The organism is Chryseobacterium sp. BIGb0232, assembly GCF_024810195.1.
GTDB classification, from domain to species: Bacteria; Bacteroidota; Bacteroidia; order Flavobacteriales; family Weeksellaceae; genus Chryseobacterium; species Chryseobacterium pennae.
In genome coordinates this window covers 612,645-628,913 of record NZ_JANUEH010000002.1, presented here as the reverse complement: position 1 = coordinate 628,913, position 16,269 = coordinate 612,645, and the positions used below count along the sequence as shown (strand labels likewise).

The window sequence follows — 16,269 nt, the reverse complement described above, 5'->3', positions numbered from 1 at the left end:
TATGAAAGATTCAGAGAAAATTAGAGTGACAGAAAATGATCTCTCCCAAAATTCTAACGGAGTGAATGATCATCCCAAGGCTCAATGGGAAAGATTAAAGAAACCTTTCATCTACTTTTTGATGGCTGCTGTATGTGCATCTTGCTTTTATCTCATCTTTAAGCCCAAAACCGATCATACCATTATTGAAGAGGCTGGCTTTAATGCAGCTATTCCACAGGCAAAAGACGGTCAATTACAGTCTGATAAGCAAAAGGCTTATGAGCAGCAGTTGTTAGAGCAAAAGAATGAAGAAAAGAGAAATTCAATAACAACTTTATCAGATTACTGGAATGACCAGAAAGGTGTAAACTATAATAGCAACCCACCTTCTTCAACATCCACTAAAAGTGTATTTCAGCAATCCGATCAGAATGCTCTGAACAGTTATCGAAATACACAGCAGACCTTAAGCTCTTTCTATAATCGGGATGATCAGGAGGTCAATAATCTGAGGAAAGAAATTTCAAGGCTAAAGAATGAGTCAATGCAAAATCATGCTGTTCCTGCGGGTCTGGGAATCAACAACCAGTTAGAGCTCATGGAAAAATCGTATCAAATGGCTGCTAAGTATCTTCCAACGATGCCAAAGCAGGAAAAACCAGCAGGAAAAGAAGAGATCGAAAAGTCAACGGAAAAGAAGGTTAAACTGACTTCAGCAATACCAGTACGTTCCAATGTTGTTTCCTCATTATACAGAGACCAGTCGGATAGTGCTTTTATCGCAGGTTTGAATCAGAATAGATTTTATGACAGTCAAAATGATTCAGAAAACTCAGTTCAGACAAAAAACGCAGTAAGAGGTGTGGTCTATGAAACTAAGACTTTGGCAAACGAAAGTACATTATCTATAAGGCTTTCAGAAGCGATGAAAGTCGGACGAGCTGAAATTCCAACTGGAAGTTTACTGATTGCAGTATGCAAATTTCAGGGGGGGAGGCTTCAGTTAAAAATATCTTCCATTCAATCTCAAGGTAATATCTATCCTGTAGAAATCAATGTTTATGACACTGACGGTCAGATGGGATTGTATGTTCCTTATTCAGCGGAGCAGAATGCGGTAAGCGATATTGTAGCTAATATGAGCCAGTCTTCAGGCACCAATATTATGATGACCCAATCTGCAGGGCAGCAGATTGCAGCTGATCTCAGCAGGGGAGTAGTACAGGGACTGTCTGGTTATTTTCAGAAGAGAGTCAGACAATTGAAAGTAACTGTAAAAGCTGGCCATCAAGTCTTACTCTTACCCACAAATAACTAATCAAAAAATCAAAAAATGAATACACAAAAGAGTCATTATATACTCATTATGCTATTACTTCTATTAATAAGCAAGGCATTTGGACAGGATTCTGTGGCTACCTATTATTCCTTGGAAGAGGGAAAATTAGAGCCTTTCAGGATACAGGTTACCTATAATAAGACCAGTCATCTGATATTTCCCACATCAATACGATATGTTGACCTGGGAAGTGATCTCTTGGTTGCCAATAAGGCAGAGCCTATAGGAAACGTCCTTCGGGTTAAGTCAGCCGTCAGAGATTTTGAAGAGGAAACTAATTTTTCGGTCATTACCGAAGATGGAAAATTTTACAGTTTTGATGCATCTTACAGTTCTTATCCCGATATATTAAGCTATGATTTAGTACGACTTCAAAGGGGTATTGAAAGGCAATATGCTACTGATGTATTATTTGAAGATCTTAAAGGAAGCTCAACTTCTCTCACCTGGCTCATTATGGAAAATCTTTACAGGAAAAGCAACAGGACTATTAAACATATTGTTTCGAAAAGCTATGGAATTGAGCTTTCAGTCAGGGCACTGCACGTTAATGACAGCAAATTTTATTTCACATTGCAGGTTAAGAATCAAAGTAATGTGGGGTATGCTATTGAGCTGGTCAATTTTAAAATCGTCGATAAAAAGTACTTAAAGCGAACGGTCGTTCAGGATAAGATTTTAGAGAAGGTTCGCACTTATTTCCCGGAAACGACCGTAGCTAATCATTCAGAAAGTAAAGGGATTTATATGCTTGATCAGTTTACGCTCTTAAAAGATCAGGTTTTGGAAATTGAAATTCTGGAAAAGAATGGGGGAAGGCATCTGAAAGTACAGCTTGAAAATGAAGATCTGGTTCATGCAAGATTGATACATAGTTTAACCATTAAAACGGAGTAAGATGCACAAAATATTTTTAGCAGTCATCTTCACGATGATAATGAGTAGCAAAATATTTGCTCAACAGATGATTCCTAAGCAAATTGGTATTGAATTTACCTATTCAGTATTTCCAAAATCCCCAGCAAAGCAAAATTATATGTTAAGTACGGGGCTTGTTTCTTACTCGAAGAATGGTAATTACTTTTTTGGACTGGCAGAATATGGTAGAAAATATTATAAATACACAAGCGGCGATATCCCGATAGATAGTTTCCTGCTGAGCATTGGGTACAGTTTTTATATTTGGGGAGACTTCATGCGAAATGTCAATTTTAATCTGGGAATTGGAGGTCTTGTTGGTTATGAGCAGATTAATAGAGGTGATGAATTGTTGTATGATGGATCAAAGCTTAACTCTACAGGTAATTTTATTTATGGGACGAACGGTAAGCTGTCTATTGAAAGCTATCTGACTGAGCATTTAGTTTTCCTGGCCAACGGGCAACTTCGCTTTTTGAAAAATAGTCAAATGGTTAATTTTCACTCTCTGCTGGGGGTTGGAATAAGATATAATTTCTAAAATAGTTTAAAATGAAAAATATAATTAATACAGTTAAAATACAATTCAAGTGTTTCTTGCTACTATTTGTAATCGGACTATTTATACAATCATGTGAGAAAGATGATTTGGAAATTCAGCAGAACTATCCTTTTAAGGTGTCGGTTATGCCGGTTCCCAAGGACATAGCTAAAGACGAGTATGTGGAGATTCGTATCAAAATTTTTCCTGAAGGTAATTTTGTTGACACCAAATATTATCTTCGATATTTTCAGTTTGAGGGAACAGGAAAGCTGCAGTATTATAACACTCAACCCTATTTTCCCAATGATATTTATCCTCTGTATGAGAAAGAGTTCAGATTGTATTATACTTCAGCCTCTGAAGTTTCACAATCATTTACGGTATGGCTTTCGGACAGTTTTGGAAATGAAAATAAAATTGAATTTCAATTCAACAACAAAAAGTTAGACGGATAAATACAATTTCTTTAGCTTGCAAATATATATATTTCCACTCCAAATAAAACTATCTAATTTGAGAAGCATTGTTTAGTATTTGCGGAAAGATGGTTGGCCCCTAAAGGGCAATCATCTTTCCGCGACGCCACAAGAATCCAGACCGGTAATCGGCTCTGGATTCTTATTTTTAGAAATTTAAGTTTCTTATAAAATACCTTCATCGGAGAAAGAGTAGGAGTCTATTGAAGTTATTATACAATGATCAAGCAGGTTAATATTTAATAATTGTCCAGCCTCCTTTATTTTTTGTGTAATGTTTATGTCTTCACGAGAAGGCGTCAGGTTGCCGGAAGGATGGTTATGGGCTATAATAATTGATACGGCATTACATAATAAGGCCCCCTGCATGATAATTCTGATGTCAACAAGAGAAGAGGTAATTCCAGATTCTGATATTTTTTGTATTCCTAAGACCTTGTTAGCCTGATTCATATACATCGAGTAAAATGACTCCCTGTAGTCGATCTGATCTGCATCAAAATGTTCCCGGAAAATATCTGTAGCATCCTGAGAGTTCAGTACCTTTTTTTCAGTATTTCCTTTCCTTGTATAGATCAATTTGATCTCATTTACGATATTATATTTCATAGTTATTGCTCTGAGTACGGCAGAGCCTTTTGTTTCCCGTACTTAAGTTAAAACAGCATTTATTTAAAACATCTTTGAACTGTTATGTGTCTTTTTTAGATCAAAAGCCTTTTCAATCCCTTCTCCGTCCTATTTCTTAAAAGCCTTTCAGGCTTCGCTGAATATTTTTCAAAAGAAAAACCGGAAAAAAGAAAGCAGATATGAATTGTTGACAATGAAAAAAAACAAAAGGAAACGGAATAATTGGAGGGTACCTTTAGGGAGGAAACCGTTTATGCCGTAGTCTTTTGGTTGGATTAGCATGACGGCTGGCAACAATACCTTAGCTGCCTTTTTACCGGTTTATTTTGGGAAATGTTTCGTGTAATAACAGTCAATAACCTGTTTTTGTATATGAAATGAATGTTTAAATTAACAATGTTGATTTTATTTGTATTTTAGTTGAATCTAAGAATGATGAATTTCTTTGCATCAATTTTCTCTTGTTGCACCTAAAAAATAAATTTAAACGTAATCACATCTTTTATAAATAAAAATTTTTTCCGCCTGATGGTTGACGTTAAGTGTTTCGTTTGATTTTACATGTTTCAAGCGTTAGACATTTATATTTAAAAGCCAAATACATCGCATAAGTGTCTGGGTTTAATTTCAGAACAGTTGTCCAATACTTTTATTAAAAATGTATTGGTATGGAGAAGAAAGTTGAAATTAGTAACATTACCATAGAGGAGATTATCAAGATTTTTAAAGAAGAGGAGGGAATTGAATTAAGCATTGAGGAGGCGAAAGATATTTTAAGCTTTCTGACGATGCTCTTAAAAATTACCATTAAAAGTTTTTTAGAACAATAATATTTTCTAAGATTTATATATGAAAAAAGCCGATTTATATATCCGTGTGTCAACTGATGAGCAGGCAGATAAGGGATACTCGCAAAGAGATCAGGAGGAACGATTAAAACGTTATTGTGAAAACAATAACATTAAAGTAGGTCAAATCATTTATGAAGATTATTCAGCCAAGACTTTTATCAGGCCAGAGTGGATTAAATTACTGAATACACTAAAGAAAAAAAGCTCGAAAACGAATCTGTTGCTTTTTACAAAATGGGATCGCTTCAGCAGGAACGCTGGCGATGCGTATCAAATGATTAACATACTTAGGAAAATTAACGTTGAACCGCAGGCCATTGAGCAACCATTAGATCTTTCAATTCCTGAAAATAAAATGATGCTGGCTATATATCTTGCTGCACCGGAAGTTGAAAACGACAGGCGCGCTCTGAATACTTATTATGGAATGCGCCGTGCTAAAAAAGAAGGCAGATTAATGGGAAGGGCACCTTATGGCTACGCTAACAGAATAACGGAGAACGGGAAAAAGTATGTAATCCCGAAGGAACCGGAAGCTTCCAATATGAAATGGGCATTTAATGAAATGTCCAAAGGCGTTTATTCAGCGAGCCAAATCATGGATATGATGAACAGAAAAGAAGGAAAGTCAGTTAAGATAAGTGCCTTTCTTGCAAGTTTACGGAATACCGCATATTGTGGGAAAATTTACGTGGAGCAATTCAATGAAGAGGAGGCTCATTTTGTTAAAAGTATTCATGAACCTTTGATCAGTGAAGAACTATTCGAAAAAGTTCAATGTATAATGGATGGAAATGTGAATCCAGCCAGACCTAATGTAAAAGTACTGTCTGACGATAATTTGCCATTAAGAGGTTTCCTTGTGTGTCCGGAATGTGGTCATTTGATTACAGGCAGTGCCTCTACGGGACGTTCTGGAAATAAATATTATTATTATCATTGCCAGTCCCCGTGTTCATACCGTTACAAATCTGAGATTATTAATTCTAAATTTTTAGAGATATTGCAGTCATTGGAAATGCGCATATCTATAAAAAATTATTTGAAAAAAGTGTTGAAGCAAAATTTTGAAAAATTAATCAATAATCCCCAAAGAGAAAGGAAAGCAATTCTATTAGAAATAGATCGTTTAAACAGTAAATTGAAACAGGCAAGAAATAAACTGATGGAGGAAGTAATTGATGATGAAGATTATCTTGAAATTAAGACCGATTGTAAAAGGCAAATTGAAAAGCTCGAAGCTAAATTAACTAAAGGAAAGGATAATAAGAAAATAGATTTTCAAAAACTACTAGACCAAGCATTATCGAACCTAGTAGACCTTGCGAAAGTCTATACTGATGGGGATATCGAGGTAAAACGTAAAATAATTGGTTCGATATTTCCTGAAAAATTGCAATTTTCAGAAAATCATTATCGAACCATCCGACCCAATGTTTTGCTCTCTTATATATACCAGATAAACAATGAGTTAGGTGTGAAAAAAAACCGGAAAAAAAGTGAATTATCACCTTTCTCCGGTCTTGTACCCAGGACCGGGATCGAACCGGTACTCCTAAGAACTGGTGTTTGAGACCAGCGCGTCTACCAATTCCGCCACCTGGGCTTGATGTTTACTCCAAACATGTTGTTTGTTTCAAATTGGTGTGCAAATATAGGAACTTTTTTCAATGTTCAAAAGCTTTTCGAAGATTTTTTTTAAAAAAATATCTCTAAACCATCGTAGGCAAGGTGCATTCCGGATGGAAGTTGTTTATCTTCAATATCATGCACGCCTAAATGATGACTGATGTGGGTTAAAAATAATTTTTTAGGTTTTAGTTCTTCAAACAGGTTGATCACATCGGGAAGGATAAAATGGGCCGGATGCGGGTCAAATTTTCTGATGCAGTTTAAAATCAGGACATCCAGATTCTTCAGTTTTTCCTTTTCCGTGTCGGAAATAAAGCCGGCATCTGTAATATAGGCCAGGTTTTTAAATTTATATCCAAAAACACTTATTTTAAAATGAATGACTTCAATAGGGGTAATTTCCGTGTCCAATACCTGGAACGGTTTATTTTCAATCTCATGAAGTTCAAAAGCAGGAGCTCCCGGATATCTTACATCAGCAAAGGCATAAGGGAAACGGTTTTTTATCTCATGTGCTACCCTTGAATAACAGTAAAGTGGGACATCCTTTCCACTTTTAAAAATAAGCGGACGCATATCGTCAAGACCAATCACATGATCATTATGTTCATGAGTGATCAGTGCAAGATCTACAGTATGTTCATGGTTGGTAAGCATTTGCTGTCTGAAATCCGGACCACAGTCGATGAGTATTTTTCTATTTTCATCTGTAGTAACCATCACAGATGAACGGAGACGCTTATCTTTGGGATTTTCGGAAATACACACCTCACAGGTGCAGCCAATAACGGGCACACCCTGGGAAGTACCGGTTCCTAAAAATTTCAACTTCATTTTGTTTTGAGGTTGGTTTAATTTTGGTAAATTTACAAAAAATTTAATGTCCTAATGTATCAGAAACTAACTCCTAAACAAAAAGCATTAACAATTAATCTAGATCCTACTATTTATGGTACTTTCGCAGAAATTGGAGCAGGGCAGGAGACTGTTCGTCACTTTTTTAGAGCAGGGGGAGCTTCCGGTACGATTGCTAAAGCAATGTCTGCTTATGACAAAGATTTTAGTGATGCCATCTACGGAAAAGAAGTAAAAAACAGGTATGTTACCCAGAACAGGCTTCGTAAAATGCTTCGCTATGAAGTAGCATTGATCGAAGAAAGGATCTCAAGGGATAATAACCCGGATAGAAAGTTCTTTTCCTATGCCAATACAGTAACCACCATCAACTTCGACAAAACAGTAAAAGGCCACGGCTGGGTGGGAATCCGTTTTCAGACTAAAGAAAATGAAGATTACAATGAGATTGTAATTCATGTGAAATTCAATGAGAATGATGCTACTCTTCAGCAGGAAACCCTGGGAAATCTTGGTGTAAATCTTATTTTTGGAGCATTTAATTACTTTGACAATCCAAGAACTTTAGTAGAATCTTTATACGACGATGTAGCAAAAGACAACCTTGAAATTGATATGATCGATTTCAGCGGACCTGCTTTTTCCTATGTTGATAACAGACTAATGTCTCTTCAGCTGGTGAAGAACGGTATGACAGATGCGGTGATCTTCAATTCTCAGGGGAACAATATGCTTCCTGCAGATGTACTGTACAAGAAAAATATCTTTGCGGTAAGAGGAAGTTTCAGACCTGTAACGAAAGTGAATATTGATATGCTTCGAAACGGAATGGATATGTTTTTCAAAGATGCAATCTGTACTCATGAAGAAACTGAGGTCCTGATTGAAATTACCATTTCCAATCTTAGGGCTGATGGAGATATCGATGAAAGGGATTTCCTGGATAGAGTAGATATTCTGGGCAAATTAGGATATACCGTTATTATTTCAAACTTCTCAGAATACTATAGACTGATTGATTATTTCGCATCTTACACAAGCGGAGATATAGGAGTAGCAATGGGGGTAAATAACTTATTGATGGTATTTGACGAGAAATACTATAAAAATCTTTCTGGAGGAATACTTGAGGCATTCGGTAAATTTTTCCGAAACGGAATGAGAGTATACCTGTATCCTTACAAAGATCCTGAAACACACCAGTTATTGGATTCTACCAATCTTAAAGTAGAAGAAAACCTTAAGGAATTATATAAATATTTCATGCGTAACAACCGTATTGTAGATATCACAAACTATAATCCTGAGTTTTTGGAAATTTACTCAAGAGAGATTTTAAGAAAAATAGCATGTTGTGTTAAAGGTTGGGAAACACAGGTTCCGGAAGGTGTAGCGGAAATGATTAAAGAGCGTGGAATGTTCGGATATAAAGAAGAACTTCCTTTAAAACAATTCTCTTAAAAATTAATATAATGTCAGAATTAAAAAAAAGGCTTTCCTCTATTCTTGAAAGTCCAAAACATAATACAGAAGAGAAGCTTGAAAAAGTTTGTCATCTTTTAGATCAGGAAATCTCTTATTTCAACTGGACAGGATTCTATTTTAAAAATGGAGATAAAGATGAATTGATCTTAGGGCCCTATGTAGGAGCACCCACAGACCATACTATTATCCCTTACGGGAAAGGAATCTGTGGCCAGGTTGCAGTATCCAATGAAACGTTCGTAGTACCGGATGTACATGAAGAGAGCAATTATTTAAGCTGTTCAATAGATACTAAAGCTGAAATTGTAGTTCCAATCTTTAAAGACGGGAAAAATATCGGTCAGATTGATATTGACTCTCATACGGTTGACCCTTTTACAGCTGAAGACCGTGAATTATTGGAGTGGCTTTGTAATGAGGTTTCAAAGGTTTTATAATTGAAGCTTCAATAAAATATAAACTCCGGCTTTTATAGCTGGAGTTTTTTTATGTCTTATGGATTATTCGTAGTAATAACAAACATAATTAAAGGTTCGTCCCCTGTATTTTCAATAGAATGATAGCCTATGGAATTGATGGTTGTAATATCTCCTTTTTGAAGTACTTTTTTACGCACTGCCCCTTCTGTTCCGGTTCTTTCCCGATATTCTCCTGTTCCATGTACTACAACATACAATTCTTCTTCGTTTCTGGCGTTGTGAGTGTGAAATCCTGATTCATCGCCATTATTCAGCAAAACCATATAAGCAGCCAGGCGGTTATTAGCCAATTCATTCTGATCAAACATTTGTATCAAGTATACTGTTCCATTTCCACCATACATATTTTCACGTTTATCAATACGTGCGATAGTTCGCTCATCCTTTCCAAATGGCATTACATAAAGGTGGATATATCTCGAAACTTCCTGTATAACGTGATCAAATTCTGCTCCTTCGGATAATATAACAGTACCAGACATATATTTTAAATATTAATGAAGAACAATGTACCAAAAATTACAGAATAAGACAAGATGCAATTTTCATGAAAGATATTTTCTATCACAATAGTAAGAGCTTTATGTTTAGGCTGTAATATAAAGTAAACCGTAGATTTTCAAAACTTAAGTGCACTTCTCAGCCGGTTAGTAGCCTCTTAAAAATAACTAAAGTGTTAAAAACTTTTGTGGTTAAGCAATCAAAGTTGCATCGAATGAATTTCAGAAATCAGTTCTTTAAAGTAATGTTCACATTTCGCAATATGAGTTCCGTACCACGAAAAGGCTTCACCATCTACAATCATTATTTTTTTATCAGGATAAAAGACACGGAGTTCTTCAATATGTTTCTCTTTAAATGGAAACGGTTCAGAAGATAACATGATCACCTCTGCTTTCTCCAGGTCTTCAGCCGTAATTTCCGGGTAGCGGGTCTTATCTTTAAAAATATTTTCAAAACCTATTTCCGTTAGTATTTTATGAATAAATGTATCCGAACCAACGGTCATATACGGGTTATTCCAGATGAGATAAGCTGTTTTTACAGGAGTGTCGAGTTTAGACTGATTGAAGATCTCGTAAATTTTAAGATTAAAAAGTTGAGCTCTTTCCTCTTTTCCTAAAAGCTTTCCAAGGTTTTTAAGCAGGTAATAATTGTCTTCGATAGTTTCTATGTTGGTGACCATAACCTTGAAGTCATTCATTAATGCTTCTACCTGTTCCTTGACATTTTCCTCTTTGTTCGCGAGAATTAAATCCGGTTGGAGAGCCTTGATTTTATCAATATTAATATTTTTTGTTCCCCCAATTACTGGAACATTTTTTATCTTTTCTTCGGGATGGATACAGAATTTTGTTCGCCCGATAATTTCATTTTCAGTAAGGCCTAAATCAAATAACGCCTCTGTGATGGATGGTACTAAAGAGATCACTTTCATATTTTAAAGATATGAAAATATATAAGTTGTAGGGTAATAACTGAGGTTAATCTGACAAAGTAAAGAAACTAGAGAAGTCTTCCGGTTAAGAAAAATCCAGCTACTGTAAAATAGATGATTAATCCGGTAACATCTACTAAGGTTGCTACAAATGGAGCAGAGGATGTAGCAGGGTCAAGTTTTAATTTCTTTAAGACAAATGGAATCATAGAACCTGATAAAGTTCCCCATAGCACAATGGCAATTAAAGAAATAGATACACTGAGTCCTACATATACCCAATATTGGCCATAATCAAAAAGGCCAATTTTCTGCCAAAGCATAATCCTGATAAAACCAATAAGTCCCAAAATAGCCCCCAAACATAATCCGGAGATGATTTCCTTCCTCATAACGTACCACCAGTCTTTAAGATTGATCTCCTGAAGTGCCATCGCACGGATAATCAATGTTGCAGCCTGCGATCCTGAATTCCCACCACTGGAAATAATCAACGGGACAAATAAGGCAAGAACAACAGCTTTTTCAATTTCTTTATCGAAATATCCCATTGCCGAAGCCGTCAGCATTTCAGAAACAAATAAAATGATCAGCCAGGTTGCCCTTTTTTTAATCATTTCGGTCCATGAAGTTTGAGTGTAGGGAAGGTCTAGTGCTTCCAATCCCCCGAACTTCTGAATATCTTCCGTATTCTGTTGCTCAATCTGGTCCAAAATGTCATCAATGGTTACAATTCCAACCAAAACTCCCGCTTCCGTAATAATAGGAAGAGCGCCACGGTCATATTTTTCAAAATACGTTACCGCATCTTCTTTCGAGGTGGTTGTGGTAATCGCTACAAAGTGATTATCTGTAATGTCAGACACCAAAGTATCTTCCTCTTCCAGTAACAAAGTACCGATAGCAAGGTCATCAATCAGGCGGTTTCTTTCATCCACTACATACAGGTAATTCATGGTTTCCACTCTTTTTCCTACCTTTTTGATCTGTTGAAGACATCGTTTTACACTCCACTCCTTACGGATCTGAATGTAATAAGGGGTCATCAGACGGGCAATAGAATCAGAATTATAGCCTAATAGCTTCAGGGCAATCCTCCTTTCCTGTGGATTAAGATGATTGATAGAATACTTGATAAGCTCATCGGGAAAATCCTCAAAAAGAGCAGTCCTGTCATCGGGAGTCATAGCATTCAGAATTTCTGAAACCTCGTCACTCCCTATACTCCTGATCGTATCTTCCTGAAAATCAGGATCAAGATGAGAAAAAACCTCTGCTTTGTACTCTTTAGGAACCTTCAGAAATGCGAGCAGTCGCTCGTCAGCTGGAAGTTCGCTGAGAGTTTCGGCAATATCGGCAGGATTGAAGATAAGTTCGTCTCTAGAATTCAAAACGTGAAATTTTTAAGATATGCAAAAATAATTCAAATTTTTAAGACTGAGCAATAAACTGGGAAATTTAAGGATTTATTAAAGTCTCAGACTGGAAAACAGCATTAAAAAACACCCACCGAGGCGGATGTTAAAAATTAAATTTAAAAAATATCCTTTTAATCAAGAATAATAGGTTCGCATTCTATAATAGGAGAAGGATGGCAGAAGCCTCCGATACAGCATTCTCCATAATCACATTTAGGATAGCTACTTCTGCATTTTTTCATTTGCAGGCTTCCTTTTATTTCTGTTTGCTCCTTTCTGCTAAGCTTTTTAAGATTTGAATTTTTCATGAGGATTGATTTTTCATTAAAATTTCAAAATTAATCTTCAAAACAGATGTATTCCATACAAACACCTTTGCAGCACATTCCGAAAATACATTGTGAATGTTCTGTACATTTTGTAAGACCTGCTCCCTTAATTTGCTTTGCCGTTTCTCTGCTGATTTTCTTTAGATTTTTCATAGTTTTTTAGATTTAAATGTTATACTAAAATAATAAATGTTTTCTAATTATTCATTGAATGGTGAAAATGTTTATTTGAATATAAGTGTTTGGTTTTTATTGTTTTGTATAATTTAAAAAGCATCTGTAAAACAGATGTTATAGTAGTTGATCTTTATTCCATCATACAAGGATTGAGAACACATACATTTTGGCAGCAAGCTCCACCAGGACATTGAAAATGTTCTGTACATCTTTTGATAATTCCGCTGCCTTGAATTTGTTTTTGCGCTTGTCTGTTGATTTTCTTTAAATTTTTCATGTGATTTGTTTTTGAATAGTTTATAATGATTTATTTTATTCCATACAGATAAATGGAGAACAAATACCATTGCAACACCATCCTGCAGCACATGGATTGAATTCACTACATCTTTCAGTTGAACCACCATTAATTTGACTTGCTTTTGCTCTGCTGATTTTCTTTAGTTTTTTCATAGTATATAGATTTAAAATGATACTTACTGTATATTAATTAATCATACATCTTTGAGGTTTACAAACTCCCTGACAACACCATCCGATGCTGCATGGAATGTTTTCTCCACACTTTGGAGCAAATCCTCCATTGATTTGCTTAGCAGCTTCTCTGCTGATTTTCTTTAAATTTTTCATAGATTTTAGATTAAAATGTAAATCTAAAATAGTAAATAATTTCTAATTATTCATTATTTAGTGAAAATATTTAGTTGTAAATCAGTAAGTTGTATTTGTTTTTTTGTGTTTGTGTTATAAAAAAAGCATCTGCAAAAACAGATGCTGAATGTATTTTTATTTTCTAATCTATTATAGGGCACATGTAGGGACTGCAAGCGCCATCACAACACCATCCTATTGTACATGGTCTTGTATTGCTACATCTTGCAATAGCTCCTCCATTAATTTGCTTTGCCGCTTCTCTGTTGAGTTTTTTTAAATTTTTCATAGATTTTTGGTTTTAATGTTAATCTAAAATAGTAAATATTTTTCAATTATTCATTAATTAGTGAAAATATTTATCTGAAAACCAATTAAGTGTGTAATGTTTTGTGGTTTTTGAATTTTGGGAAGTGAATTTTGAATCAATGTTGAAATATTCCATCAGTGACAATTTTATCGAAGATAAAATCCTTGTGCTCTAAAAATAGATTGCTTGTAAATCATCTTGTGCCTTAGCGTTTACCAACAGCACAAAAACAATAAGTAACAACGAATTTATATGAGAATTGAAAAAAAAGAGAAAATTAGAATCATCCGTCATTGAAGATTCATATGTGAAGACCAATTGCTTATTGATAATTTATCCAATAGAAGTAAGGTAAACTGAACTTTAAATTTAAAATTTTAAGCCTTAAACTTTACAGTTCCGCTTCAGTAGGCTTCAGCTTTCTAAGCTTTTTAATAATGCCTTTAATGGCTCCTTCCGTACCTATTTTAACGGAATTTACGGTAGAACCCAGAAGACGCATATTTTTACGGTAGGTGTCATGATCCGTTTCCGTCACTAAATTTCCATCAGCTCCGAAAAGTTTCATGCTGACCACCACCTGGTTGGAGAAAACATACTTTCCAAAACCTACTTTGAAGTAACGTACTTTGGAAACAATTGCAAAATCAGCGTCGTTATTGGAGCAGTAGTCCACAATGGTCTGTTTGTCTATGCTGTCGAAGGGAACCTGTACTTCTGCACGGAGCATTTTATTTTTTCTGCTACTGAAATTGTCGGAAACAACATCAAAGAATGCATTGTTGGTAGGTTCCTTTATTTCATCAATATCAGGCTCTACCTCGGGATTGAAGTATAGAACTTTTTTTATTTTATCATCGGCATTTTTCTGTGCTTTTACTGAAGTAAAGCCAATGAATAAAAAAGTTGTAACGGCTGTAAAGAATATAATTTTTCTCATTTGTAATTCGAATGCAAAATTACTGCCTTTTCGTTGAATTGTGTAAAATTTATTAAGAAATTTTTAACATTTTTTTCTATCAAATTTGATACATGAAATCAATAATGTTTGCAGATTCAAAAAATAGTCGTAATTTTGCACCCGTTACATAATAATCATTAAACAATATTGGAATGTACTTAACAACAGACAAAAAGCAGGAAATTTTCGCACAACACGGGAAATCTGCACAAGACACAGGAAGCGCAGAAGGACAAATCGCTCTTTTCACTTTCAGAATTAATCACTTATCTCAACACCTAAAGGCTAACCGTCACGATTTCAACACAGAGAGATCTCTAGTGAAATTGGTAGGTAAGAGAAAAAGTTTATTAGATTACCTTAAGAAAAAAGATATCGCAAGATATAGAGCAATTATTGCTGCATTAGGACTAAGAAAATAATCTATAAAGATTTTCAAAATAAAGCAACTTCGAAAGAGGTTGCTTTTTTTGTTGTATACCATCTGATATAAAGTTGAAATGTAACCCCTCATTACTTTTTTTTATATCCTATTTTCTACGCAAAAAGACTGCGCATTATCTTTGTTATTTTGGATTATCAAAAAATAAATAATCTGAAAATAAGAGTAACATAAAACTAATACAATTATGAAAATACGTTTCAAAGACAAAGAAGTAGCTAGAAGTGTAAACGCGCTTCAGAACGAATATAAAGTTGTTGCTAAAGAAAAAGATCGTCAGGGTGAATATGTTTATACCTATTTTAATGATGAACTGCATGTAATGAAAACATCAGGTGATCATATAGAAATTACCGATGATGATATGTCTGATATGATACAGAGAAATGATCTTGGTTTTGGAAACGAATTTTATATTAATGAGTTTTTTATACAATTATTACCTGTAAATAATGGACATCTTATAAATATAAGCCATATTTGGTCTGCAAGTAAGGTGTTCAGGTACTTCGAAAAATATAATTATCAAATTCCAGATTCTTATAGAGATAAAGCTTTGAACGAAAATTATAAAATAGGGCTTATTGAAGGTTTTCTGATGGCTATAAAACCTTATATGGAAAGGAAATTTATGGGTGGAAATTATTTTGAAAGTTTTGAATTCTACAAAGGAAAAGCAGTCTCGGAAATTGAGCTTAATATTAATGATAGCCTTGAAGAACTGAATGTATCAGAATATAAAGAACTTTTGAAAAATTTTATAGAAAAATATTTACATGATACTGAGGAAAATACCTCCAACTCCAAAGCATTTTCGAATACACTTTTTGCCTTGATTGATAGTCTTTTTATTTACGATATTACCCGTATTTTTTCCTATAAAACCTTCTATAATAATTGTTTTGTCATAGAACATCAGAATGAGTATTACTATCTGAAGCAGTTTTGGTGGGGATAATCAATTAGTCTTTGTTTTTTCCAATCTTCCCCAAATGTGTATTCTGAAAACTATCAGGATACTTTAATCCATATCCTAATATCCTGTCAAATGCAGAATGGGCAAATAATATAGTACCAATCATCTGTAAATAAGGGAGGGATAAGGTAATCCCAGTAATATATACAATGATTGCCACACCCAAATGATGGAAAAGATTGTAACAAAATGCTCCTACTTTATTATTAATAGTGTATCCGAGCATGGAAATATCAGGAGCCAGAAATAATCCGGCAAACCACCACCATGAGTACCCTGTTTGAGAAAAAGCAAAGATTCCAAGGGCTAAAAAGGCAGCATATTCAAGTTTTAATTGGATTTTCATCAGAGTAAGATTTTAAGTGTTTTGTAAATA

General features: G+C 34.8%; 23 protein-coding genes and 1 tRNA gene. 10 read left to right on the top strand and 14 right to left on the bottom strand.

Annotated features, from left to right (window positions below; genetic code table 11):
* The first annotated feature begins 1 nt into the window (after position 1).
* Genes traM through M2372_RS08895 form a run of 4 tightly spaced genes read left to right on the top strand, consistent with a single transcriptional unit; the run spans position 2 to position 3,238 of the window.
* Entirely contained in the window at positions 2 to 1,300 is a 1,299-nt protein-coding gene (gene traM, locus M2372_RS08910) for a conjugative transposon protein TraM (RefSeq protein ID WP_123319957.1), read from the top strand.
* 15 nt (positions 1,301 to 1,315) lie between these two features.
* A complete protein-coding gene (gene traN, locus M2372_RS08905) occupies positions 1,316 to 2,218 on the top strand; it encodes a conjugative transposon protein TraN (protein ID WP_123319956.1) in 903 nt (300 codons plus the stop codon).
* A gap of 1 nt (position 2,219) precedes the next feature.
* Positions 2,220 to 2,780 carry a conjugal transfer protein TraO gene (locus M2372_RS08900; RefSeq protein ID WP_123319955.1) on the top strand — a complete coding sequence of 187 codons (561 nt, stop codon included), beginning with the start codon at positions 2,220 to 2,222 and terminating at the stop codon, positions 2,778 to 2,780.
* Positions 2,781 to 2,791: 11 nt separating this feature from the next.
* On the top strand, positions 2,792 to 3,238 hold the full coding sequence (locus M2372_RS08895; RefSeq protein ID WP_123319954.1) for a DUF3872 domain-containing protein: 447 nt from the start codon (positions 2,792 to 2,794) through the stop codon (positions 3,236 to 3,238).
* Between the two features lie 186 nt (positions 3,239 to 3,424).
* Here M2372_RS08895 and M2372_RS08890 read toward each other — a convergent pair whose 3' ends face one another.
* Positions 3,425 to 3,868: a JAB domain-containing protein gene (locus tag M2372_RS08890; protein WP_123319953.1), complete on the bottom strand. Its 444-nt coding sequence runs from the start codon at positions 3,866 to 3,868 to the stop codon at positions 3,425 to 3,427.
* Positions 3,869 to 4,557: 689 nt separating this feature from the next.
* Here M2372_RS08890 and M2372_RS08885 point away from each other — a divergent pair.
* Positions 4,558 to 4,719 carry a hypothetical protein gene (locus M2372_RS08885; protein WP_002980924.1) on the top strand — a complete coding sequence of 54 codons (162 nt, stop codon included), beginning with the start codon at positions 4,558 to 4,560 and terminating at the stop codon, positions 4,717 to 4,719.
* Between the two features lie 19 nt (positions 4,720 to 4,738).
* Positions 4,739 to 6,313, top strand: a complete 1,575-nt coding sequence (locus M2372_RS08880) for a recombinase family protein (RefSeq protein ID WP_123320128.1) — start codon at positions 4,739 to 4,741, stop codon at positions 6,311 to 6,313.
* Here the strand turns inward: M2372_RS08880 and M2372_RS08875 are convergent.
* Together M2372_RS08875 and M2372_RS08870 are read right to left on the bottom strand one after the other, a co-directional pair.
* Positions 6,267 to 6,346, bottom strand: a tRNA-Leu gene (locus M2372_RS08875). The genes M2372_RS08880 and M2372_RS08875 overlap by 47 nt on opposite strands.
* 92 nt (positions 6,347 to 6,438) lie before the next feature.
* Positions 6,439 to 7,206: an MBL fold metallo-hydrolase gene (locus M2372_RS08870; RefSeq protein ID WP_123319952.1), complete on the bottom strand. Its 768-nt coding sequence runs from the start codon at positions 7,204 to 7,206 to the stop codon at positions 6,439 to 6,441.
* Between the two features lie 54 nt (positions 7,207 to 7,260).
* Here M2372_RS08870 and M2372_RS08865 point away from each other — a divergent pair, with 54 nt between their 5' ends.
* Positions 7,261 to 8,688, top strand: a complete 1,428-nt coding sequence (locus M2372_RS08865; RefSeq protein ID WP_115973078.1) for a TonB-dependent receptor — start codon at positions 7,261 to 7,263, stop codon at positions 8,686 to 8,688.
* 11 nt (positions 8,689 to 8,699) lie between these two features.
* On the top strand, positions 8,700 to 9,149 hold the full coding sequence (locus tag M2372_RS08860) for a GAF domain-containing protein (RefSeq protein ID WP_115973079.1): 450 nt from the start codon (positions 8,700 to 8,702) through the stop codon (positions 9,147 to 9,149).
* 56 nt (positions 9,150 to 9,205) lie between these two features.
* Here M2372_RS08860 and M2372_RS08855 read toward each other — a convergent pair whose 3' ends face one another.
* From M2372_RS08855 to M2372_RS08815, 10 genes are all read right to left on the bottom strand, one after another.
* Positions 9,206 to 9,673: a cupin domain-containing protein gene (locus tag M2372_RS08855; RefSeq protein WP_123319951.1), complete on the bottom strand. Its 468-nt coding sequence runs from the start codon at positions 9,671 to 9,673 to the stop codon at positions 9,206 to 9,208.
* A 218-nt stretch (positions 9,674 to 9,891) separates the two neighbouring features.
* Positions 9,892 to 10,629 carry a helical backbone metal receptor gene (locus M2372_RS08850; protein WP_123319950.1) on the bottom strand — a complete coding sequence of 246 codons (738 nt, stop codon included), beginning with the start codon at positions 10,627 to 10,629 and terminating at the stop codon, positions 9,892 to 9,894.
* Between the two features lie 68 nt (positions 10,630 to 10,697).
* Positions 10,698 to 12,020: a magnesium transporter gene (gene mgtE / locus M2372_RS08845; protein WP_115973082.1), complete on the bottom strand. Its 1,323-nt coding sequence runs from the start codon at positions 12,018 to 12,020 to the stop codon at positions 10,698 to 10,700.
* A 158-nt stretch (positions 12,021 to 12,178) separates the two neighbouring features.
* On the bottom strand, positions 12,179 to 12,355 hold the full coding sequence (locus M2372_RS08840; protein ID WP_165852299.1) for a hypothetical protein: 177 nt from the start codon (positions 12,353 to 12,355) through the stop codon (positions 12,179 to 12,181).
* A gap of 30 nt (positions 12,356 to 12,385) precedes the next feature.
* Positions 12,386 to 12,529 carry a bacteriocin-like protein gene (locus tag M2372_RS08835; RefSeq protein ID WP_165852300.1) on the bottom strand — a complete coding sequence of 48 codons (144 nt, stop codon included), beginning with the start codon at positions 12,527 to 12,529 and terminating at the stop codon, positions 12,386 to 12,388.
* A 154-nt stretch (positions 12,530 to 12,683) separates the two neighbouring features.
* Complete coding sequence (locus M2372_RS08830; RefSeq protein ID WP_165852301.1) at positions 12,684 to 12,830, bottom strand: bacteriocin-like protein; 147 nt, start codon at positions 12,828 to 12,830, stop codon at positions 12,684 to 12,686.
* Positions 12,831 to 12,865: 35 nt separating this feature from the next.
* Positions 12,866 to 13,006, bottom strand: coding sequence for a hypothetical protein (locus M2372_RS08825; RefSeq protein ID WP_185018835.1), 141 nt, complete (start codon positions 13,004 to 13,006; stop codon positions 12,866 to 12,868).
* A 33-nt stretch (positions 13,007 to 13,039) separates the two neighbouring features.
* Positions 13,040 to 13,183, bottom strand: coding sequence for a bacteriocin-like protein (locus tag M2372_RS08820; RefSeq protein ID WP_165852302.1), 144 nt, complete (start codon positions 13,181 to 13,183; stop codon positions 13,040 to 13,042).
* 163 nt (positions 13,184 to 13,346) lie between these two features.
* Entirely contained in the window at positions 13,347 to 13,493 is a 147-nt protein-coding gene (locus M2372_RS25620) for a bacteriocin-like protein (protein WP_409013135.1), read from the bottom strand.
* A 412-nt stretch (positions 13,494 to 13,905) separates the two neighbouring features.
* Positions 13,906 to 14,454 (bottom strand): pyruvate decarboxylase, encoded by a 549-nt coding sequence (locus M2372_RS08815; RefSeq protein ID WP_115973084.1) that lies wholly within the window; start codon positions 14,452 to 14,454, stop codon positions 13,906 to 13,908.
* Between the two features lie 173 nt (positions 14,455 to 14,627).
* Here M2372_RS08815 and rpsO point away from each other — a divergent pair, with 173 nt between their 5' ends.
* Positions 14,628 to 14,897, top strand: coding sequence for a 30S ribosomal protein S15 (gene rpsO, locus M2372_RS08810; RefSeq protein ID WP_045494446.1), 270 nt, complete (start codon positions 14,628 to 14,630; stop codon positions 14,895 to 14,897).
* A gap of 207 nt (positions 14,898 to 15,104) precedes the next feature.
* Positions 15,105 to 15,875, top strand: coding sequence for a hypothetical protein (locus M2372_RS08805; RefSeq protein ID WP_123319948.1), 771 nt, complete (start codon positions 15,105 to 15,107; stop codon positions 15,873 to 15,875).
* A 4-nt stretch (positions 15,876 to 15,879) separates the two neighbouring features.
* Here the strand turns inward: M2372_RS08805 and M2372_RS08800 are convergent, their stop codons facing one another.
* Positions 15,880 to 16,239 (bottom strand): DUF4260 domain-containing protein, encoded by a 360-nt coding sequence (locus M2372_RS08800; RefSeq protein ID WP_123319947.1) that lies wholly within the window; start codon positions 16,237 to 16,239, stop codon positions 15,880 to 15,882.
* Between the last annotated feature and the right edge of the window lie 30 nt (positions 16,240 to 16,269).